Here is a 20,041-nt window from a genome sequence, read left to right as displayed (position 1 = left end):
CACCGTCAACTTAGTTGTCACCACTTCTATTTAAAAGCGTAAATCAAGTTAACAACTCCTGCAAACATTAAATTTTATTCATTTAAAATCATCATGTTACAAAAACAATAAATTATGGCCTGATTCTGGCACTATAAAGCTAAGCAGCCTGAATGCTGCATAACTTGTCAACAAAGAGAACACTATGCCTGACCTGTCTATTTTTGCGGCCGAATTGCTGACCATGTTGCTGTTGTTATCCGTGGCCATAGCGCCTGCTGCGCTGAGCCGGATCAAAACGTCTAAAAACTGAGGTAGTTATGGAACTTGATGTCAGTATCCTATCCCGGCTCCAGTTTGCTTTTACGGTAAGCTTCCATATTATTTTTCCTTCTATCACCATAGGTTTAGCCACTCTGATTGCGATCTGGGAAGGTTTATGGCTGAAAACCGGTAATCCGCAGTATCTGCAACTGGCTAAGTTCTGGATCAAACCTTTTGCCATTACCTTTGGTATGGGAGTGGTGTCGGGCATTGTCTTGTCTTATGAGTTTGGTACTAACTTCTCCAAATTCTCCGAAATGGCAGGTGCAGTGATTGGGCCTTTAATGGCCTATGAAGTACTGACCGCCTTTTTCCTTGAAGCTGGCTTTTTAGGGGTGATGTTATTTGGCTGGCAACGCGTCAGCGCCAGAATGCACTTTTTCGCCACTGTCACAGTAGCAGTGGGAACCTGGATCTCTGCATTCTGGATTATTGCAGCCAATTCCTGGATGCAAACCCCACAAGGGCATCAGTTTGTTGATGGTAAATTTGAAGTGGTCAGCTGGATGGAAGTGATTTTTAACCCTTCGATGCCCTACCGCTTTTTCCATATGTTATTAGCCGCTTTTATCACAGCCACTTTTGTGGTGATGGCCACCCATGCCTGGTATTTACGCAAAGGTCAACATATCGACTTTGGCCGCAAAGGCTTGTCTATGACCTTATGGATAGCTTTGGTGTTGACCCCGCTGCAAGCCTGGGTGGGTGACTTACATGGCTTAAATGTGAAAGAACACCAACCGGTGAAACTGGCGGCCATGGAAGGAATTTGGGCAGAAAAAGAAGCCAATGTGCCGCTGCTGTTATTTGCTTTACCTGATATGAAAGCTGAAAAAAATCACTATGAAGTTGCAGTGCCAGGATTGGCCAGCTTGATACTGACGCACAGTTGGGACGGCGAGTTGCAAGGCTTAAAATCAGTGCCTGCAGCCGACAGACCTAATGTGCCTATGGTGTTTTTTAGCTTCCGCGTGATGGTCGGCATTGGCATGCTGATGATAGGCGTTGCGCTACTGGGCGCTTACCTGCGCTGGCGTGGAACTTTGTATCAAAGCAACTGGTTCCTCTGGCCTGTCAGCTTTATGGCACCCACAGGAATTATTGCGGTGTTAGCGGGCTGGTATGTGGTTGAAATTGGTCGTCAGCCCTGGATTATTTATGGTTTGGTTCGTACCAGTGAAGTGGTCAGCCCCCTACCCGCAGAGCGAGTGCTGTTTTCGCTGACCTTGTTTGTGCTGACCTACAGCCTGCTGTTTGCTGTGTATCTGTACTTTATGCGTAAGCTGATCAAAAAAGGCCCGGCACCTGTTGATCACCTGCAACAACAACGTATAGGCGTAAAAGCTTCAGGTTATGCGCTGTCTTTTACCAAAACCTTAGCCACTGATGCCGAAACATCAAATTCCCCTGCCACTGATCCAAAAGGAGCCAACTAATGGAGCTGGAACTGAGTGTAAGCCTGTTTTATCTGTTGCTGCTTGGCTTTGCCATCCTGATGTATGTGCTGCTGGATGGTTTTGACTTAGGCATGGGCATTTTGTATCCCTGGTTTAACAGCGATGCCGAACACGACCATTTGATGCGTTCTGTCGCTCACGTCTGGGATGGCAACGAAACCTGGCTGGTGTTTGGGGGCGTCATATTATTTGGTGCCTTCCCTGCTGCTTACGCCGCTATTGCCTCGACTTTTTATCTGCCGATAGTGCTGATGCTGATTGGCTTGATTTTCCGTGGTGTGGCTTTTGAATACCGTTTTAAATCAGACACTTCAAAAAAATATTGGAACTCAGCTTTTGCCATTGGATCCAGCCTTGCTGCGTTCTGTCAGGGCCTGATGCTGGGCACTTTAGTACAAGGTGTACCAACAGATTTTATTGATCAGTCCAGCTTCAGCTGGCTCAGCCCTTTCAGCTTATTTTGTGGTTTAGCCGTAATGGCGGGTTATGCCCTGCTGGCCTGTTGTTATCTGGTGATGAAAAGCCGTGGCGAGCTGCAACACAAAGCTGCCCGTTATGGCCAGCGTTTAGTATTGATTGTGATGTTATCCATGCTGCTGGTCAGCCTCTGGACTGTCTGGATCGAGCCGGAAATTCGGGCTCGCTGGTTTGGCGGCTGGCACGCTTTATGGTTAATCCCACTGCCTCTGTTGTCGGTGCTTGCCGCCCGTTTATTATTCCGCGACTTAGGCCGGGTAAATCGCAGCCATAAAGCGGAAACTGCTGTGCAGGAACGTCATGAAGAAAGGCCGTTCTGGCTGGCTTCAGGCTTGTTTTTGCTGGCTTTTGTCGGTTTACTGGTCAGTGTATTCCCTTACTTGCTGCCACGCCAACTGACCTATCTGGAAGCCGCAGCACCTGACAGCAGTCTGATGTTTATGCTGCCCGGCATCTTTATCTTTTTACCTCTTATTTGTGCTTACACTTTATGGGGCTATAAGATTTTTGCCGGAAAAATTGAAGATTATCAGGAGGGCTACTGATGAAATGGTTAAATAAACTTTCCCAGGGCCAGTGGTTTGTGGTGTTGTACCTGACTGGATTTTTAACCTTGCTAGTTATTGCCTGGCTGTTAAAACAGGGCATGAAATTTTTGTAAAGCGTTAAAAAATCAACAGCTTTCATCTAATCAGCAGCAGACTTTTATTGATCTGACACAAGGAAAGTGTCGATCTTCAAAACAATCTTTATCACTTTTTTCATTTTTTTATTTGCATTTTAAAAAACAACGCTGCTATAGTCAGGAAAAGACCAAGCTGTATTGGTTCTTACCGGGCGCGAAAAATGAAGTATTTAAGTTTTATCGCAGTGTTGTTTTACCTGAGTTTGCTGTTTCCTTCAGCAGGCCATTCTGCGTCCAGCAGTTGGGTAGATTTACAACAAGCGAATAAAAACTTCACCGTTGCTCTGGTGGCCTCTGCCACTCATTCCACTGTCGACTTAACAGAAACCCCAACTGATGACGATAAAAGCGCAGTCTGCTGGAACAGCTTTGAATTTCCTGCAGCACAGAATCGTTTTTATCAACAACCAGACACCCACTTCAATAAAGCGCAGCAAAGCTGTTATGCCGCGCGTGCACCACCCTCGCACCTCTCTTAATTCATTGAAATAGTCAGAGTTTCAGGCTTCATTGCCATAGATCTGACGACATCCATTGATTGTATTGATATCCGGTTCGCTGCCTCTGAGCGGACTGATGAGAGGTTTCTATGAAAAAGTTAAATTTATTCAACGTTGACGTGATAGATCATTTAGTTCAGCCCGCTGAATTTGCCGAAGCAACTTTAAATTCTGCAGCGCTGGATTTCCTGTCTGACTTTAAAACCAACAGCCCAATGATGATTGATTCTGGCACCTGTGCAGTCGAAGCAGAGGATATGATGAATCATGAACATAGCAAGTTGAAACTGGTGATAGACGCCAATCAGGAACTGATTGGTTTAATCAGCTACGAACAGTTGTCTATCCAGAATGTGTTGCAACGTTTAGGCAAAGGTGTAAATCGCACGGACTTAACAGTGGCTGATTTAATGCGCCCACGCGACGAAATCAAAGCCCTGGCTTATCAACAAATTAAACACTGCTCCATAGGTGATGTGCTGAACACTCTGCAACACAATGGTGAGCAGTATTGTTTAGTGATAGATACCGAATCTCACCATATTCGGGGTGTCATATCCGCCAGCGATATCGCCAGCCGTCTGCATATTCCGGTTCATATTGAGAAAGCTCCGACTTTTTTGAATATTTTTGACCGTATGTATGCCTGATCGACCTTTGCCGAGCTGCTAACCCGGCCCGGCAACAATGTTTTCTCCTGGTTTTCCCTGTTTCGTACTCATTCCCACGAAACAGGGTTTTGAAAGCCGCCACAGAGCACAGGTACCTCCAAAGACCTCCCTCTGTCGGGTCTCCTGATTCATGGCGGCGTTTTCCTTTCCAACAGGCACAAGTACCTCCAAAGACCTGCTTCCACACTGCTGACCTTCAGTTTATGGCGGAGTTTTCCTCAATAAACAATATAAGTACTGCCAAGACCTTCCGCCCAGAAGAACAACATAAACAACTGAATACAAAGATAAAAAAAGACATTCATCAAATCTTCAGCAAATCTTTATGCTTTCTTTTGAAGCCAATAAAGCGCTGCCTGTTATGGTTCTGGGCACCGTTATTAGATGAGTAAAAAAGATGAAGGGAACACTGTTAGTCGCTATAAAAATTCTGCTTTCTTTGGGTCTGCTTTTTGCTGCAACTCATAGCCTGACAGCACAGGCATTGGCTGCGGAATCAAAACCAACTCACACTGATAGCCAGCAAAAGCATTCAGGAAGAATCATTTTCTCAACCACAGCCAAAGCTATAGAGTCATACCAAGCCACTGAGTTAATCCAGAGATTTGAGCTCAATAGCACAAAAAACCTGTATTTTAACGCAGTACTAGGCCAGCCGCTTACCGCCTATTTGCAGGAGTTAGCACCAGAACTATCTGCTGAAGAAGCAAACAAAAATGGCAACTATCAATTTACCTTTTATGTCGATAGTTCAGTGATTTACACCGAAAACTTAAACCTGGCGGCAGGCTTATCCACTGAAAAGTCCAGCCACAAAGTGCTGATGAAGCCATTTTTTAGCGAAGTAAACGAAGACTCCTGGGGGCGCTTTTTATGGATGCGCTTTATGCATTTCGGCGGAGAACAAGCCCTGACGGAAGGCATTCATACACTGAAAATAGAAATCAGACCCTACGTCAAAACTGCTGATATAAAAATTGGTAACGTCATTGCTGCCGGTGAAATCGCAGTGCAGGTAGTAAAGCCCAAGGCGACCGAGCAGCAAATAGCTATTCAACCCATTCAAGCCACCCATGACTGGGTTGTTTCGAAAGACAGCTACAACAAAGATTTGATCAGAGCAATGAACAAAAAAATTGCTGAAAAAGACTTCAAAGATGTTAGCAGTGTGGTTGTAATTAAAGATGGCGCTTTGCTACTGGAAGAATACTTTAATGGCAGTGAACGTGCATCCTTGCATGACACGCGCTCTGTCGGTAAAAGCTTTGCTTCTACTATGCTGGGCATAGCCATCCAGGAAGGCTTTATTCAAAGCGAAAAGCAAAGTCTGAGTGAGTTTTACCCGCTAAAGAACTACCAAAACTACTCAGCCCCAAAAGCTAATATCAGCCTGAAAGAGCTGATGACAATGACTTCAGGCTTTGCTGGAAATGATTCGGATTCCGCCTCCCAAGGCAATGAAGAAAACATGTATCCAACACCAGACTGGGTTAAATTCACGCTGGATTTACCTATGCAAAATCCAGCATCCTCTGTTAAAGAATGGAGCTACTTTACTGCCGGTGTAGTGGTATTAGGCGACATACTACAAAAAAATGTGCCACAAGGCCTTGAAGCTTATGCAGATAAAAAGCTGTTTGCCCCCTTAGGTATTAGCAAATACGAGTGGCAATACACCCCACAAAAAGTGGCCAATACAGCAGGAGGTATAGGTTTAAGGGCATTGGATTTGGCCAAATATGGCCAGCTGTATAAAAATGGCGGCAGCTGGGGCAAGCAACAAATTATTCCTGCAGACTGGGTAAAAGCGAGTTTAGCTAAGCAGGTAGCGCGGACACAGCAAAAGGATGGAGGCCATTATGGCTATTTATTCTGGAACGATAGGATTCAGTCGGGCCAGCAGTCTTTTGAAGTGGCTTATGCCAGCGGCAATGGCGGCAATAAAATCTTTATTTTTAAAGACATTCCGCTGGTTATTGTGATCACAGCCAAAGCCTACAACAAAGCTTATGCTCATCCACAAGTAGCCCAGATGGTCAGCAACTATCTTTTGCCGGCCATTCTGCATTAATTAGTAGCTTTAGCCCTTTTATCCGCCCTTGGATCAAGTTTCTGGCGGCGGATAAGCCGCCAGAAACTCTTGGTGCATCTTTTCTCTGCGTTGATTTATATCGTCAATCAGTTGATAAAACTCTGGCCGCTCTTTCAGTGCAGCAAACAAGGGCGACAGAGCTAAATATTCACTATTCAGGTAACCCAACTGGACGGCTTTTTGTAGATAACCCAGCGCAGCGTTCTGGTCTTTGACTGCCCATAAGGCAATCAGAGACGCCTCAATATAGTTAATGGGCCAACTGTCACCACGCTCTACTGCCTCTTCAATGAGCTCTAACCTTTTGATAGCCTCTTGCGCTGTCAGCTGGTTATTTAAAATCTGCACCAGGCTATTCGGATAAGAGGTACCAGGGCTCACTTCTGCTGCGGCTTTAAACCAAGGCAAAGCCTGTTCTTTTCCTTCTAACAGCCAGACCAACTCAGCATAATAAGCCAACACCTCGTGGCGCTTAATGTCCCGCTTCAGTACTTTTTCAAACTCACTTTTCGCTTCAGTCAAACGGCCCTGAAAATATAAAAAGCGCGGATAAGCTTCGTTGATAAAGACGTTGTCCGGATAAAGCACAAACAACTCCTGATAGTTAAGTTGTGCTTTGGAGCTGAAGTTCAGCAGTTCAAAAATTCGGCTGATTTGCAAATCGGCCATGTGATTATTCGGCTGTAGCTGTTTAGCTTTTAACGTTAAATTATAAGCTTGAATAAGCTCGCCTTTGGTTTCTAATAAATGCGCTGCCGACCCCATACTGGCATAGTTTTTCGCATCAAGCTGAGTTGATAACATATAGGCTGCTAATGCCTGGTCGAGATTACCAAAACAATCCCAGGCATAAGCCACTGCCGCCTGAGCTTTACTTTTATCACTGTCACTGCCATTGAGTGCGAGCGCTTGCATAGCATATTGTTTGGCCTCAATAGCAAGCTCAGCAGGCTGGTTGTATCTGCAAACCGATTTACTCAAAGCTAAACTTAAGCCAATAAGTGCAGCGCGGTTGTTTGGCTCAAGTTTGAGTGCTTCGCTGAATAACTCGATGGCTCTATTGGTATTGTCGCCCTGCCCTGTGCTGAAGTAATAACTGCCACGCTCAATCAATAACTCAACCGGATTGCTGGCCTGAACCTCAGTATTCATAGCGGCTGTATCTGAAACTTGTGTTTCTTTACTCAGCATCCAATAAAGCACTACAGCAATGCTCAATAGCGCAACTACAACTGGCACTCTGAACGAAAACTTTTTTGGCTCCACTGCTGAAGGCTCTATGGGTTTTACCAATAAACGATAGCCCCGGCCACGCACCGACTCAATATAGGTAGGCTGCTTCGGGTCGTCATCCAACGCCTTTCTCAATAAGGTAATACGTTGGGTAATAGTCTCGCTGCTTACAATAGTGTTTTTCCAGACAGCTGCTGTTATTTGCTCTACAGTGCAGACTTTTCCGGCATGCTCAATCAAATACATCAGGAGTTCGAAGGAGAGCTTGGGCAGTTCAATCTCTTGTCTGTTTGAACCCAGCACGCGGTACACTTTGTATTGGTCGGGTTCTACAACTAAATCCAGTAATTCCACTTGCCGCATTTGCCGTCCAACTTTGCTGTCTAAACGAGTAGTGAGAAATTTTTGTAACTCTGAGCTGCACTATAAGCTTTCCGCTACACAGATTAAACGAGTCTGGCACTAATAGTGTTGGTATCAGGACAAAATCCTTACAATCAATTGGTTAACAAAAAATCACAGTAAAATAAAACCCACAAGAATGAATTCACTAAAGCTTTCCCGATCACGGCAGATATATAAGCATCAGGTTTAACTGCTTTTGATAAGGAGATACAAATGAACGAAGCCAGCCGCTTACAAAGAATGCGTGAACTTGGAGTACGTCTCCAGGAATTGCGTTTGCTGCCTTCGCATTCTGTAAACTCTTATGCCGGAGCGGCTCTGAACTTTTTGTTCCAGAACTATCAAATTGAAAAACCTGCAGGTGCGCCTTTAGATGTCACCTTACGAGCTTTGGCCGCGGGTTTGGCAACAAAACATAAGATGACAACCCGGCCTGATCCAGACAAAGTGATCGACTTCTTCTGTCGTCATTATCAGGTGCATTAACCACAAAGCCAATTCCGATGAAAGCTGCTGAAAAGCAGCTTTTTGCGTTATATTTGCGGCTTTTGACCAAGGCTTGCTTTGCCAGAACCTTTTACACTGCAGCTCTGCTTATAAATTGAGTTCTGTTGATGCGAAGCAACCTGGATTGGTTTCGTCATGCTTTTGCTTACGAATGTGGCGCTATTGGCTTGCGTACTCTGTGCACCATGGCCGTGGCAGATACAGCTTTTGGCAGTGCCTCGGCGTTTTCGTTATTCAGTTCATTTACAGTATTTTTGCTGACCTTAACTCACACCAAAGTATTTGATTTTTTCCTGTGGCGCACCACTGCATCTTTGGTAAAAACCGGCAAAGTGCGGTTGCTGCATTGTGTTAGTTATGAACTGGCAGGAGCTGCACTCAGTATTCCTTTGACCTTATGGTTGCTGGATTTTAGCCTGGCTCAGGCTTTATGGCGGGAAGCCTTGATGTTTATTGTGTTTTTGTTGTACACCTACCTGTATAACTACGGCTACGATCGTTTATTTCCGGTACCTCATGCTCAGCCTGTCCATTCGCGCTTATAGTCCAGTTCAGCAAAGTCACAGCCATGATCACCATCAACTGGTGTTGCCTTTGGCTGGCCGATTAAATTTGCTGATCAATCATCAGCAGTTGCAGGTGGGTACAGCCGAATGTCTGGTGATACCAGCAGGCACAGAACATGGGTTTTCTGCTACTGAACAATGTCGGTTTTTAGTTGTAGATTTAACGCATTTACCCACAGATTTACTGCACTTAGCCCATCCAGTGTTTCAGCTTTCCGCTGTGATGCAGCCCTATTTATTAGTACTGGAACAGCTGCTGGTACAACAAAATCAGCAATTATTGGCTGCGGCCCAGCAATTTTTTCTGCAATTGCTGGAGGCTGAACAACCAGCACCAGCAGTGGACAGGAGATTACGGCAAGCGGTACTTTATATGCAGGAACACTTGGCTGAGGAATTGGATTTAGTCTTGCTCGCCAGCAAAGCCAGCCTGAGCTTGAGTCAGTTTAAACAATTGTTTCGCCAGCAATTAGGTCAAAGCCCAGGCCAGTACTTAACTCAACTTAGAATGCAGCACAGCCGCACCTTATTGCTGTTCTCTGATTTATCAGTGCAACAACTAGCACTGAACGTGGGCTATCAGTCGGCTTCGGCTTTTAGCGCACGTTTTCTGCGGCATTTTGGCCAAAGCCCTCAACAGTACAGAGGGCAACAGCACAAAGGTATAGCTAAAGCTTAATCAGCTCTACAGCACCACGTTTTTGCATAGTGACATACAACAGGTTTGGGTCTTTTTGCGAAAAAGTGACGTTGGTCGGAAACTCGCCTTTTAACTTGTATTCTTTCAGCAATGTGCCGTCCTGGCTCACTTTGGCAACCACACCTTTGCCATAACGGGCAATATATAAATTACCGCTGGCATCGGTACGCATGCCGTCTAAACCAAAATCCGGGAACTGGATCAGCAGTCTTTTATTGCTGGCTTGCAGTTTCTTATCCAAATCATAAACCCAGACTCTGCGCTGCGCGCTTTCATTGACATACAACCTGGTCTGGTCAGGGCTAATTTCCACCCCATTGGTGGTGCCCATCTCTGCTTCAACCAGGCTGGAGCTGCCGTCTGTTTCAATACGCCACAACTGGCCTTTGCGGTTTTTCCAGTCCGGATCGCTGGCGAAAATCACGCCGTTGTTGGCTATGGTTAAATCGTTGGGCTGAAACATCAAAGGTTGATGGGCATGCAGCTGCAGCTGCTTTCCGTCATAACGCCAAATATTGTGGCCTGTGTAATCGGCTATATACATCACACCTTTTTGATCAAAACGTATGCCGTTGCCAATGCTGCCTTTAGGTAAAGTTAGGGCTAAGCTCACCTCACCTTTTGGGCTGACTTTGCCTATGGTGCCCTCAACGCCATAATTTACTGCATACAGATAGCCGTTTTTATCTGTGGCCGGGCCTTCAATAGCGGCATGAAAAACACCATCAGCTACAAAATCTGTACTGTCGATCTGATGTTCAGCCGACAGGCTAAAAGCTGGCAGAGTTAATGACAAAAATAATAAATTCAATAGCTTAAACTTCATCTTCTGATATCCCTCTTAGTTCAGGCTGGTGTAATGCCTTGCGAAAACCGTAGTAACTGCTGTGGATCGTAACGGCCTTTCAATTGCTGTAGTTTGCTGTAATGACCAGCATAATAAGCATCAGACCAGTTTTTAAGCAAAGCGTCTGTGTAATTTAAATAAGCCCCACCAGTGCTGTAAGGCCGCATAACAGTACGCATCTGATTGACCCAAAGTGCAGCATTGTGCAGTAAAGCGTCGTCTGTACCTACAGGGTAACTGACCATATACTGGGCACAAAATACCGCATCTCTGTGTACAAAAGCGGTCTGATCTGTGGCAACTGAACCAATAGCGCCGCCCATCAAGGTTAATAAAATACCGCCTGAAAGTCCTTGCTGCTGACGTCGCTGCACCTGTTCCAGCAAAGCCGTTAAACCAGCCTGATTAATAGGCTGATTAAAAAAATCTGAACTGCCAGCCATAGCAGTGCGGTTGAGTTTGGCCTGTTCCGACTGATGCGGCAGTTTGCATTCCGACATCTCCAACCCATCGCAATCACTGAGCATAAAATCCCGGTATGGACGCAAAGCCACTTCCTGGGTCAGCGGCTCTACTTTCAAAAGCTGCAACCAGTTTTGCCATAATTGCTTGGCCTGCTCAGTTAAACCCAGGCTGGTGAGCCGTATTTGCACCACCAGTTCACGCTTTGTATCGCCGCTCCACCATAAAGCAACTTGCGACCATAACTGTTCTGGCAGCTGCAGGCTCCAGTTTTGCCAGGCACTCAGCACAGGCAAAGCGCCTTTCAATGCAAAAGAAGCCCTACAACTTAAGATATCGCTGGTGGCAAAAGTTTGAAATTTAAAGCGGGTAACTATGCCAAACTGACCACCGCCGCCGCCCTGCAAACCCCAGAACAAATCAGTATTTTGCTGTTTGTTGCAACGCAGCACTTCGCCATCTACTGTCACCAGTTCGGCTTCCAGTGCTGCATCACAGGTTAAACCGTATAACCGATCTGCAATGCCAAAACCGCCGCCCTGAGTTAAACCTGCGACACCCACACCTACGCAACTGCCAGCAGGAATGGAGCGGCCTTTTTTACTAAGCTGGTCGTACACATCACCTAATTTAGCGCCGGCGCTAATCCAGGCCGTATTGTCTTCTGGCTGCAACTGAATATCGGCCATCAAAGCCAAGTCCAGCAAAATACCCTGAGTACTGGAGTAACCCGCATAATTATGCCCACCACTGCGGCCTGTAATGGGCAATTGATAACGGCGGGCAAAGGCTAAAACCAGCTGCACATCGGCCGTATCGGCACAACGAGCTATAACAGCAGGAATAATAGAATCGTAACGGGAATTGGCCGCTTTATAAAAACGATTGAAACCAGCATCTGCCGGAAACAACAACTGGCCTGAAAAACTGGCTTTGAGCTGCTGCCAGTCAGTAGCTTCAGGCAAAGCTATGATTGACCTGAACTGACAGCCAGAAACTGTTGTTACAGCAGCTCCGCCGCTTAGGATTAAAAACTGACGTCTGTCCACAGGCTAGTCTTTTCAAAATGGCACACCGCAGGCAAATTAGCATAAATTGGTGGGATCTTCTTGTGGCTTACCGAAATAAGGCCAGCTATCACTACCAGTAGTAAATCCACTCTATGTTTTCGTATAGAGGCTAAACTCAGTATATGAACACTTAATGTGCAAATCATGGACAAGAGCGGCAACAAAAGTTATCATAAAAGATAACAAGGTAGGGATTACCTATGAGTTGGAAAATTGATTTTTATGCTGGGGTAGAAGAACAGATCCTCGACATGCCAGCCAAAATTCAGGCAAGGATGATTAAGCTTTTAGAATTAATGGAAAAACATGGGGCAAATCTGGGTCCTCCACATACAGAGTCTATGGGCAATGGCTTATTTGAAATACGAGCTAAAGCTAAGGAAGGGATTGGGCGCGGGTTATTTTGTTACTTAAAAGGCAAGCATATCTATGTGTTGCATGCCTTTATAAAAAAGTCTCAAAAAACGCCAAAAAATGAGCTGGAACTTGCTCGCGACCGACAAAAAGAGGTTCAACATTTATGAGTCTGCAAAATTTAAAACAACGTGCTCTAGATAACCCTGAAGTGAAAGCTGAATACGAGCAGTTGGAAGCTGAATTTAACTTTATCGATCAACTCCTCTCCATGCGCACTAAAGCCGGACTCACGCAAGAACAGGTTGCACAAAGGATGCAGACACAAAAGAGTAATATCAGCCGCTTAGAAAAAGGCAACTCCAATCCTAGCTGGTCTACGCTGGTGAAATACGCCCATGCCTGTGGTTTTGAGCTTTCGATTAAGTCGCATAAGATCTGAGTTTTGTCTCTGATCTGGAAGACTATTTTTGTCCACCAGAACGACCACTGAAAGCCTGTTATTTTCACCTGCCCCACACATTGGGGTAATAGTAAGTGACAACAGCATATTCACTCCAGCAGAACTATGTCAGCATTATCCTCTGGCTGCGAATAGAACAGCATTTGTTGCGTTGAATAGGCATCAACCAGCTCAGACACCGACTCAGGCAGCTTTTCCGACAACTTGATCGCGCTGACACCATCAAATAGATACAGATCTCTTTGAGATTGGAATAAAACGCCCCCCTTCACAGGCACTATAGAGCCCGTAATCGGAGGCAGGCTTTGCACACTGAACTTACGCTCCCCCCAAAATAAGAACTCTTCAGTCCGATAGAGCAGTTTGTCCTCCTGATCGAGGCGTGCAGAAAAATTAACACCGGTTTCTGCTAGTTGGATTGCGACTCCTCTACTCAACTGGTATCGCTCAAAATATGAACTTCCGCTGCGTTTTGTGGCTATCAGTAGATCATCGTTGTCACTATACCAATCAAGAACAGCTGTGAATTCAACAGGCATTTTATGAGCGACTATGGTTTGATCTTCGACAGAGTAGATATACAGAATTTCTCCGAAAGAGAATGCAATACGTTTTCCATCTTTTGACCATGCCGGCGCACGATATATAGGTTGGTTTTCAGCGTTATCAAAAATGAGTTTTTGCTGACCATCCTGATAAAGGAACATTTGCGATCTGCCTGTTCTTGAGGATACAAAAGCAATCTCACTGCCAGATGGCGAATATCTTGCGAGATGATCTTCTCCAGCCGAGTCCACTAACTTCTGTATCAAATCACTGCGACCGATTTCAATCAAATCCGTATCGTATCGGGTAAGCGACAGAACAATTTTATCGCCATCCGGGTGGAAAGCCGGGTTAAAAATCCGTTGATAGCTGAAATAAGGGATATCGGTCCGCTTACCATCTAAGTCCATAATAAATAGTTCGTTTAAATGGTGAACCAGTAGTGACTGATTGTTTGGTTGCCAATTTATCTCGGTAAAACCTAGTGGAAGCTTAGCGAAGGGTTGCGACAACTTAGCCGACCTGATGTGAAATAACCGTAATTCCACTTCGTTGCTGGCATTTTCCCCTGCCAGTGCCAGCATAGTTGTATCGGGAGATAATGCGATGCGATAAGGTGTAAATTCGTTGCGACTTAGCAATAAGTCAGTATGAATTTTAGTTCGCTCATCAAAGTGCTTTAAACGAGTCACTGGGCGGCCATTTATTGGTACAGTCGCCAGCATGTAATAAAGTCCGCGCTTATCTGCATCCAGTCGCCACAAACCGCCTTGCTCATCGACGCTAAACAGCCGCTCTAAAGGCCCTCCATGTCGGGATATCTTTCCCACCCAATCACCAGTAGCGGCTCGGACAATAACGTAAAAGCTGCTATTTGATGGGTCCCAAGTGATGGATTGGTAATCGTCAGAACCGGACAAAATGATCTTTTCATCGGAAGAATGCAGATCTTTGACGACGATTTGATTCAAAGCTTCGGTTTGTCGGATAAATGCCAGAGCGGAACCGTCAGCTGAATAAAGGGGCATAAAATCATAATAAGACGATGATGTGATTGGTTTTAGCTTGCCTGAAAATGAGAGATCTGCTTTTGGGTTTATCCAGATCAGCAAGCTGGTTACAACCAGAACAAGCAAACAAGAAAACAGCCACCAGCGCCAATGGTTGGCTTGTGTTGTAATGGCTAACGGCTCAACCTCTAAACTATAGCCCCGCTTGGTATGAGTATGGATGTAAACAGGAGTTTTGGCTTCGTCTCCCAAAGCTTTTCTAAGTTGAGCAATACTACGCTGAACAGATCCCGGACTAAAAACTGTGTTAGGCCACAGCTCTTCAAACAACGATTCTTGTGATACCACTTGTTTGGGATGGGCCGCCAGATAGGCCAAAACGTCCATTATTCTGGGTTCAACAGTCACAGACTCTTGTCCCCTCGTAATAAAACAACGATCTACATCCACCCGGATATCGTTCAATTTAAACTGCTTAAGCAAGTAACATCCTTATTGGCATAAACATCAGAACTTCATCAGAGAAAAATCGTCACTTCTCCATCGGTTTTTGAAGCAATTCAATTTCTAATTTATCCGGTTTTCAAATGTACCAAAATTATCTGATAAAAAGGAAATGCCATGAGAATAAACACACTTGCATTGATCTTTGGTTTGGCCATCACTTTTCATGCAGGGGCTTGCAGCAACACTAGTCTTAAAAAACAGCTGGAACAGTTTACTACTAAAAACTCTGTAGGATTTTCCGCTCTTGTTGCAACGAATGGAAAAGTACTCTGTGAAGCCGCTGTGGGGAACGCCAGTATCGAATTATCTGTACCCATGAAAAATCAGCATCTTTTCGAAATTGGATCTCTGACCAAACAGTTCACAGCGGTTGCTGTACTCTTACTAGCACAGGAAAATAAGCTCTCTCTGAATGATGATATTTCTCTCTATATCCCGGAGATCAACAGCACTAAAGGCAAAGTGACGATAGGCCACCTGCTCGCTCATACCTCTGGATTGGTTGACCCAATCAATGAACCCGAGTTTTTAGCTACCCGCGTGCAAGAGAACATTTCGTTAGCACAGCTTATTACCTTATTTAAAAATAATAACTGGCAATATCCAGCAGGTGACAGGGTCCAATACAGCAATGTTGGCTACAGTATGCTGGCGTATGTCATCGAACAAGTGACAGGTCAGAGCTACAGTGAATTTTTATCAGCGCGTATTTTCAAACCATTGGGTATGACCCATACATACCAGGCCTCTTTTGCTGTAATTCACAATAAAGTGACTGGCTACACGTTTGCTGACACAACCCCTCGCCAGCATGATTTTTTAAATCTGAACTGGGCATATGGTGCAGCAGATATTATCTCAAACACCAAGGATTTGTATCGTTTTACCCAAGCCCTGATGCACAAGCAACTGCTTAATAGCCATTACCTCAATCTATTTCTAAGCCGCATTACCCTAAACGATAAATCGCAAACTGATGGTACTTTTAACTATTCCTTATCGCAGATTGGAAATACAGCGACTATTACAATGAGTGGTTCAACTATGGGCTATTCGAGCCACAGCATTTTTTTGCCAGAACAAGACACATACATAGTGGTGTTAAGCAACAGTGACGGCATTAATGGCGGAAGCTGGATCCCTCCAGCAACAGTTGCAGGCAAACTGGCAGCAAACCTCCTTTCGTTTCCGCTTCCTGACTACAGCGCTGTTGATGTGTCAGCACAAAATGCTCAGCAGTATCTTGGCCAATACCATCTGGAGGAGCAAGTCGTCAGGACATTGGATTATGTAAATGATGCATTTATTTACCAGCGAAACGATGGCCCAAAATACGAAGTCATACCAATGAAAGACCATGGGTTTTATTTTAAAAATAGTCTGAGCTATTTCTACATAAAGCACATTGGCACTGAGCAACAGCAAATGGATTTTTACAATTTCCTGAGCAATCAGCCACAAGTTGCCAAGCTTAAGAAGCTTAAGGTTAAGTGATTGATTAGTAACACTAAATCTCGAGATCATTTATTTAAAAATACAGTGCGAATCACAACTCAAAACTTGACTTTGAGCGGGTCGGGATAAACCCGACCCCTACAATTTTTTGATCCGCTTTTGATGGAATTTTAAACTGGTGATTGCCACAAATTAGCCCATAGAACACTCAAGTCCGAAACAACGCACCTACCAATTTCCCCTTGCCGCCTGGAAAAAAGCTGTTTATGCTGGCCGCACTTAGCTTGTCGGAGTGCTGCACAAACCTTGTTTGTCAGCTGAGACCGCCCTTGGGCGGAATCCGTGGAACCTGAACAGGATAATACCTGCGGAGGGAAACAAGAGCGCTAATAGCGGCGGTGATCCGTCTGCCTGTTGGCGCACTCATTCGGCTCATCTGTTGATGGCTGTCCACGCTTTTCCCAAGCTCTGTTGAAAATTAACTATTTAATTATTTCATCGGAGTTTATATGTCAGAAAATAAAAACCGTCGCGCCACCCGAGCTGCTGCCGAACAATTTATTCAGCAGTTTCAGGGCCAGCCTTATCCGGCCAGCCGCAAGGTCTATATCGAAGGCGACTTGCCAGGCGTTAAGGTGGGCATGCGTGAAATTGAACTTCAGCCCAGTTTAATTGGCGGGACCAAAGACAATCCGTTATTTCAGCCCAATACACCGGTTCGGGTGTACGATACGTCAGGCCCTTATTCCTGCCCTGATGCTCAAATTGATATCCGCAAAGGTTTGCCAGCCCTTCGCACCGACTGGATTAAAGAGCGTGACGACACGGATTTGGTCACCGATTTTGGTTCTGTCTACAGCAAAGAGCAGTGGCTGGATGAAAGCCTGCAAAGCTTAAGATTTGAGGCTTTAACAGAAAGACGCAAAGCCAAAACAGGTGTGGCAGTTACTCAACTGGCCTATGCCCGTCGGGGTATTATTACGCCGGAAATGGAATACGTGGCTATTCGGGAAAACTTAAGCCGCGCTAATTTGGCTGCAGCCACTGAAGCCAGAACCCAGCATCCGGGCCAGAGTTTTGGTGCCAACTTACCCACACAAATTACCGCTGAATTTGTCCGGCAGGAAATAGCAGCAGGCCGTGCCATTTTGCCTGCCAATATCAATCACCCTGAAATTGAACCTATGATTATTGGTCGTAACTTTCTGGTGAAGGTAAACGCCAATATCGGCAATTCAGCGGTCAGTTCATCCATTGAAGAAGAAGTGGAAAAGCTGCTGTGGGCTACCCGCTGGGGCGCAGATACAGTGATGGATTTATCCACTGGCCGCTATATTCATCAAACCCGCGAATGGATTATCCGCAACAGCCCTGTACCTATTGGCACTGTGCCTTTGTATCAGGCGCTGGAAAAAGTAGGTGGTATAGCCGAAGACTTAAGCTGGGAATTATTCCGCGACACCTTAATTGAGCAAGCCGAACAAGGTGTGGATTATTTTACTATTCACGCCGGAGTACGCTTAGCTTATGTGCCTATGACGGCCAAACGCCTGACCGGCATAGTGTCACGTGGTGGTTCTATTATGGCCAAATGGTGTCTGGCGCATCATCAGGAAAACTTTTTATATCAACACTTTGACGATATCTGCGACATTATGCGCGCTTACGATATCAGCTTTAGTTTGGGTGATGGCCTGCGCCCAGGCTCTATCGCCGATGCCAATGACGAAGCTCAGTTTGCCGAGCTGAAAACCTTAGGCGAACTAACGCACCGCGCCTGGGCTAAAGATGTGCAGGTGATGGTGGAAGGCCCCGGCCATGTGCCTATGCAGCTTATTCGTGAAAATATGCAGTTGCAGCTGGAATACTGTGCTGAAGCGCCTTTTTATACTTTAGGCCCACTAACCACAGATATAGCGCCGGGTTACGACCATCTGACATCAGCCATTGGCGCGGCTCAGATTGGCTGGTATGGCTGCGCAATGCTTTGTTACGTCACGCCAAAAGAGCATTTGGGTTTACCTGATAAAAACGATGTCAAAGAAGGCATGATTGCCTACAAAATTGCCGCCCACGCTGCCGATTTAGCTAAAGGCCATCCGGGAGCACAAATTCGGGATGACGCCCTGTCCAAAGCCCGTTTTGAGTTCCGTTGGCAGGATCAGTTTAATTTAAGTTTAGACCCTGAACGCGCCCGCTCTTATCACGATCAAACCCTACCGCAGGAATCCGGCAAAGTGGCGCACTTTTGTTCTATGTGTGGCCCTAAGTTTTGTTCGATGAAAATCAGTCAGGATGTGCGCGACTATGCGGCCAGTATTGAAGTGAAACAGCTGGATACTGAACAGCAACAAGCAGAGATGCAGAAAAAAGCGCAGCAGTTCCGCCAGTCTGGTGCAGAGCTTTATCACGGCACTGATTCACAGTTGGAGGAGCCGCAGCTATGAGCCAAACGCTGCTGATCCTCGGTGGCGGTTTAATGGGACGTTTGTCTGCTTTGGCCTTGTCCGAACCAGGGCTTTGGCCAAAGCCACCCCGTATTCGCCTGCTGGAAAAGGGAAGTTTTACCCCTGACCAAAAGATGTATCAACCCAAAGCTGCTTTTGCTGCTGCCGCTATGTTGTCGCCTTTGGCTGAGTCTGTGCTTTTGGAGCAGGATTTAGTGGAGTTGGGCTATCGCAGTATGCAGCTGTGGCAACAGCTGCAGCAGCAGTTACCGGATTTTGGCCTGCAACAACAAGGCGCTTTGCTGCTGGCTCACCCACAGCAACAGCACCTGTTATTGCATTTGGTCAGTCAAATTAAAGCTCAGCCTGAATACAAAGCTAAATGGCTGAATAAAACCGAGCTAACCCAACTTGAGCCTTCGTTAGCCGGGCGTTTTCAGCATTGCTGTTATTTGCCAGGCGAAGGTCAGTTAGATAATCAGGCTTTTTTAAAGTATTCCCTGCAGCTATTGCAACAAAGGGGCGTAGCTTTAGAGGCTCAATCAGCCGTTGAATTTAAAGGCGATCACCTCTGGTGTAATGGCAAGTTGCAACAAGCTGATCTGGTGATTGATTGCCGTGGTTTAGGCGCATCCACTGAATTGCCATTATTGCGGCCAGTGCGGGGGGAAGTGCTAAGAGTGAAAGCTCCAGCAGTAAAACTTAGCCGCCCTGTGCGGTTATTCCATCCCCGTTATGCACTTTATATAGCGCCCAAAGGTGAAGATATTTTTGTGGTCGGCGCTACAGAGCTGGAATCGGCTGATCAATCCGGCCCTTCGGTACGTTCGACGCTGGAACTGCTTTCGGCTTTGTATTCAGTAGACCCTGCTTTTGCTGATGCGGAAATTTTAAGCGTACAGGCTTCGGCACGACCCGCGTTGCTGGATAACAGACCTGAAATACAGCAAAAACCAGGCCTTATTCGGGTCAATGGTTTATATCGCCATGGTTATTTATTAGGCCCGGCTTTGGCTGAACAAATCGCCCAATTGGCTTTGCTGCAGTTCAGCGAAACTAAGGAGCTTTGTTATGGCTGAGCATATGAACACAGAGCTAAGCATCTGGCTGAATGGCAAAACCGAAGTCTTAAACTCCAGCCAATTAAGCGATTTATTGCCGCGTTTTAAAGCCCCTTTTGCTGTGGCTTTAAATGGCCGTTTTGTTGCTGCAGCCCAGTATTCAGGCATAGAGCTTAAAGCAGGTGATCAGTTGGATATTGTCAGCCCAATAGCTGGAGGTTAA

General features: G+C 45.7%; 18 protein-coding genes and 1 riboswitch. Of the genes, 14 read left to right on the top strand and 4 right to left on the bottom strand.

Going from position 1 to position 20,041, the window contains the following annotated elements; all coding sequences use genetic code 11:
- Nucleotides 1–299 precede the first annotated feature (299 nt).
- From LSG37_RS11395 to LSG37_RS11375, 5 genes are all read left to right on the top strand, one after another.
- Nucleotides 300–1,739, top strand: a complete 1,440-nt coding sequence (locus LSG37_RS11395; protein WP_233079993.1) for a cytochrome ubiquinol oxidase subunit I — start codon at nucleotides 300–302, stop codon at nucleotides 1,737–1,739.
- Nucleotides 1,739–2,782: a cytochrome d ubiquinol oxidase subunit II gene (gene cydB, locus LSG37_RS11390; protein ID WP_233079992.1), complete on the top strand. Its 1,044-nt coding sequence runs from the start codon at nucleotides 1,739–1,741 to the stop codon at nucleotides 2,780–2,782. Before LSG37_RS11395 ends, cydB begins: the two co-directional genes overlap by 1 nt.
- Nucleotides 2,783–3,083: 301 nt before the next feature.
- The gene (locus tag LSG37_RS11385; RefSeq protein WP_233079991.1) at nucleotides 3,084–3,401 is read left to right on the top strand and encodes a hypothetical protein; all 318 of its coding nucleotides are present in this window, start codon (nucleotides 3,084–3,086) and stop codon (nucleotides 3,399–3,401) included.
- Between the two features lie 110 nt (nucleotides 3,402–3,511).
- Nucleotides 3,512–4,072 carry a CBS domain-containing protein gene (locus LSG37_RS11380; protein ID WP_233079990.1) on the top strand — a complete coding sequence of 187 codons (561 nt, stop codon included), beginning with the start codon at nucleotides 3,512–3,514 and terminating at the stop codon, nucleotides 4,070–4,072.
- Nucleotides 4,073–4,490: 418 nt separating this feature from the next.
- Complete coding sequence (locus tag LSG37_RS11375) at nucleotides 4,491–6,164, top strand: serine hydrolase domain-containing protein (protein ID WP_233079989.1); 1,674 nt, start codon at nucleotides 4,491–4,493, stop codon at nucleotides 6,162–6,164.
- 33 nt (nucleotides 6,165–6,197) lie between these two features.
- Here the strand turns inward: LSG37_RS11375 and LSG37_RS11370 are convergent, their stop codons facing one another.
- Nucleotides 6,198–7,781 carry a winged helix-turn-helix domain-containing protein gene (locus LSG37_RS11370; RefSeq protein ID WP_233079988.1) on the bottom strand — a complete coding sequence of 528 codons (1,584 nt, stop codon included), beginning with the start codon at nucleotides 7,779–7,781 and terminating at the stop codon, nucleotides 6,198–6,200.
- A 255-nt stretch (nucleotides 7,782–8,036) separates the two neighbouring features.
- Here LSG37_RS11370 and LSG37_RS11365 point away from each other — a divergent pair, with 255 nt between their 5' ends.
- From LSG37_RS11365 to LSG37_RS11355, 3 genes are all read left to right on the top strand, one after another.
- Entirely contained in the window at nucleotides 8,037–8,309 is a 273-nt protein-coding gene (locus tag LSG37_RS11365) for a hypothetical protein (RefSeq protein WP_233079987.1), read from the top strand.
- Between the two features lie 128 nt (nucleotides 8,310–8,437).
- Entirely contained in the window at nucleotides 8,438–8,875 is a 438-nt protein-coding gene (locus tag LSG37_RS11360; RefSeq protein ID WP_233079986.1) for a chlorhexidine efflux transporter, read from the top strand.
- Nucleotides 8,847–9,575, top strand: coding sequence for an AraC family transcriptional regulator (locus LSG37_RS11355; RefSeq protein ID WP_233079985.1), 729 nt, complete (start codon nucleotides 8,847–8,849; stop codon nucleotides 9,573–9,575). Before LSG37_RS11360 ends, LSG37_RS11355 begins: the two co-directional genes overlap by 29 nt.
- Here the strand turns inward: LSG37_RS11355 and LSG37_RS11350 are convergent.
- Together LSG37_RS11350 and LSG37_RS11345 are read right to left on the bottom strand one after the other, a co-directional pair.
- On the bottom strand, nucleotides 9,565–10,422 hold the full coding sequence (locus LSG37_RS11350) for an SMP-30/gluconolactonase/LRE family protein (RefSeq protein ID WP_233079984.1): 858 nt from the start codon (nucleotides 10,420–10,422) through the stop codon (nucleotides 9,565–9,567). The two genes, LSG37_RS11355 and LSG37_RS11350, sit on opposite strands and share 11 nt — an antisense overlap.
- Before the next feature lie 20 nt (nucleotides 10,423–10,442).
- On the bottom strand, nucleotides 10,443–11,870 hold the full coding sequence (locus LSG37_RS11345; RefSeq protein WP_233079983.1) for an FAD-binding oxidoreductase: 1,428 nt from the start codon (nucleotides 11,868–11,870) through the stop codon (nucleotides 10,443–10,445).
- 305 nt (nucleotides 11,871–12,175) lie between these two features.
- On the opposite strand from LSG37_RS11345, the gene LSG37_RS11340 reads away from it, so the two are divergent.
- Both LSG37_RS11340 and LSG37_RS11335 read left to right on the top strand, forming a co-directional pair.
- Nucleotides 12,176–12,499: a type II toxin-antitoxin system RelE/ParE family toxin gene (locus LSG37_RS11340; protein ID WP_233079982.1), complete on the top strand. Its 324-nt coding sequence runs from the start codon at nucleotides 12,176–12,178 to the stop codon at nucleotides 12,497–12,499.
- Nucleotides 12,496–12,771 (top strand): helix-turn-helix domain-containing protein, encoded by a 276-nt coding sequence (locus LSG37_RS11335; RefSeq protein WP_233079981.1) that lies wholly within the window; start codon nucleotides 12,496–12,498, stop codon nucleotides 12,769–12,771. Before LSG37_RS11340 ends, LSG37_RS11335 begins: the two co-directional genes overlap by 4 nt.
- 110 nt (nucleotides 12,772–12,881) lie before the next feature.
- On the opposite strand, the gene LSG37_RS11330 is transcribed toward LSG37_RS11335, so the two are convergent.
- Entirely contained in the window at nucleotides 12,882–14,831 is a 1,950-nt protein-coding gene (locus tag LSG37_RS11330) for a winged helix-turn-helix domain-containing protein (protein WP_233079980.1), read from the bottom strand.
- Between the two features lie 138 nt (nucleotides 14,832–14,969).
- Here LSG37_RS11330 and LSG37_RS11325 point away from each other — a divergent pair, with 138 nt between their 5' ends.
- From LSG37_RS11325 to thiS, 4 genes are all read left to right on the top strand, one after another.
- Complete coding sequence (locus LSG37_RS11325; RefSeq protein ID WP_233079979.1) at nucleotides 14,970–16,349, top strand: serine hydrolase domain-containing protein; 1,380 nt, start codon at nucleotides 14,970–14,972, stop codon at nucleotides 16,347–16,349.
- A 239-nt stretch (nucleotides 16,350–16,588) separates the two neighbouring features.
- Nucleotides 16,589–16,704: riboswitch (TPP riboswitch) on the top strand.
- A 115-nt stretch (nucleotides 16,705–16,819) separates the two neighbouring features.
- The gene (gene thiC, locus LSG37_RS11320; RefSeq protein WP_233079978.1) at nucleotides 16,820–18,757 is read left to right on the top strand and encodes a phosphomethylpyrimidine synthase ThiC; all 1,938 of its coding nucleotides are present in this window, start codon (nucleotides 16,820–16,822) and stop codon (nucleotides 18,755–18,757) included.
- Entirely contained in the window at nucleotides 18,754–19,836 is a 1,083-nt protein-coding gene (locus tag LSG37_RS11315) for an FAD-dependent oxidoreductase (RefSeq protein WP_233079977.1), read from the top strand. Before thiC ends, LSG37_RS11315 begins: the two co-directional genes overlap by 4 nt.
- On the top strand, nucleotides 19,829–20,041 hold the full coding sequence (gene thiS / locus LSG37_RS11310; RefSeq protein WP_233079976.1) for a sulfur carrier protein ThiS: 213 nt from the start codon (nucleotides 19,829–19,831) through the stop codon (nucleotides 20,039–20,041). Before LSG37_RS11315 ends, thiS begins: the two co-directional genes overlap by 8 nt.

It is taken from the genome of Rheinheimera soli (assembly GCF_021290985.1).
In the GTDB taxonomy this organism is placed as follows: domain Bacteria; phylum Pseudomonadota; class Gammaproteobacteria; order Enterobacterales; family Alteromonadaceae; genus Pararheinheimera; species Pararheinheimera soli.
This window is presented reverse-complemented; position numbering and strand designations above follow the sequence as displayed.

What these genes read in the sequence shown, in the direction of transcription:
- LSG37_RS11335 (WP_233079981.1), top strand. Translation starts at nt 12,496, where the DNA reads ATGAGTCTGCAAAATTTAAAACAACGTGCTCTAGATAACCCTGAAGTG.
- LSG37_RS11365 (WP_233079987.1), top strand. Translation starts at nt 8,037, where the DNA reads ATGAACGAAGCCAGCCGCTTACAAAGAATGCGTGAACTTGGAGTACGT.
- LSG37_RS11315 (WP_233079977.1), top strand. Translation starts at nt 18,754, where the DNA reads ATGAGCCAAACGCTGCTGATCCTCGGTGGCGGTTTAATGGGACGTTTG.
- LSG37_RS11385 (WP_233079991.1), top strand. Translation starts at nt 3,084, where the DNA reads ATGAAGTATTTAAGTTTTATCGCAGTGTTGTTTTACCTGAGTTTGCTG.
- thiS (WP_233079976.1), top strand. Translation starts at nt 19,829, where the DNA reads ATGGCTGAGCATATGAACACAGAGCTAAGCATCTGGCTGAATGGCAAA.
- LSG37_RS11350 (WP_233079984.1), bottom strand. Translation starts at nt 10,422, where the DNA reads ATGAAGTTTAAGCTATTGAATTTATTATTTTTGTCATTAACTCTGCCA.
- LSG37_RS11360 (WP_233079986.1), top strand. Translation starts at nt 8,438, where the DNA reads ATGCGAAGCAACCTGGATTGGTTTCGTCATGCTTTTGCTTACGAATGT.
- LSG37_RS11340 (WP_233079982.1), top strand. Translation starts at nt 12,176, where the DNA reads ATGAGTTGGAAAATTGATTTTTATGCTGGGGTAGAAGAACAGATCCTC.
- thiC (WP_233079978.1), top strand. Translation starts at nt 16,820, where the DNA reads ATGTCAGAAAATAAAAACCGTCGCGCCACCCGAGCTGCTGCCGAACAA.
- LSG37_RS11375 (WP_233079989.1), top strand. Translation starts at nt 4,491, where the DNA reads ATGAAGGGAACACTGTTAGTCGCTATAAAAATTCTGCTTTCTTTGGGT.
- LSG37_RS11355 (WP_233079985.1), top strand. Translation starts at nt 8,847, where the DNA reads ATGCTCAGCCTGTCCATTCGCGCTTATAGTCCAGTTCAGCAAAGTCAC.
- LSG37_RS11380 (WP_233079990.1), top strand. Translation starts at nt 3,512, where the DNA reads ATGAAAAAGTTAAATTTATTCAACGTTGACGTGATAGATCATTTAGTT.
- LSG37_RS11325 (WP_233079979.1), top strand. Translation starts at nt 14,970, where the DNA reads ATGAGAATAAACACACTTGCATTGATCTTTGGTTTGGCCATCACTTTT.
- cydB (WP_233079992.1), top strand. Translation starts at nt 1,739, where the DNA reads ATGGAGCTGGAACTGAGTGTAAGCCTGTTTTATCTGTTGCTGCTTGGC.
- LSG37_RS11370 (WP_233079988.1), bottom strand. Translation starts at nt 7,781, where the DNA reads ATGCGGCAAGTGGAATTACTGGATTTAGTTGTAGAACCCGACCAATAC.
- LSG37_RS11395 (WP_233079993.1), top strand. Translation starts at nt 300, where the DNA reads ATGGAACTTGATGTCAGTATCCTATCCCGGCTCCAGTTTGCTTTTACG.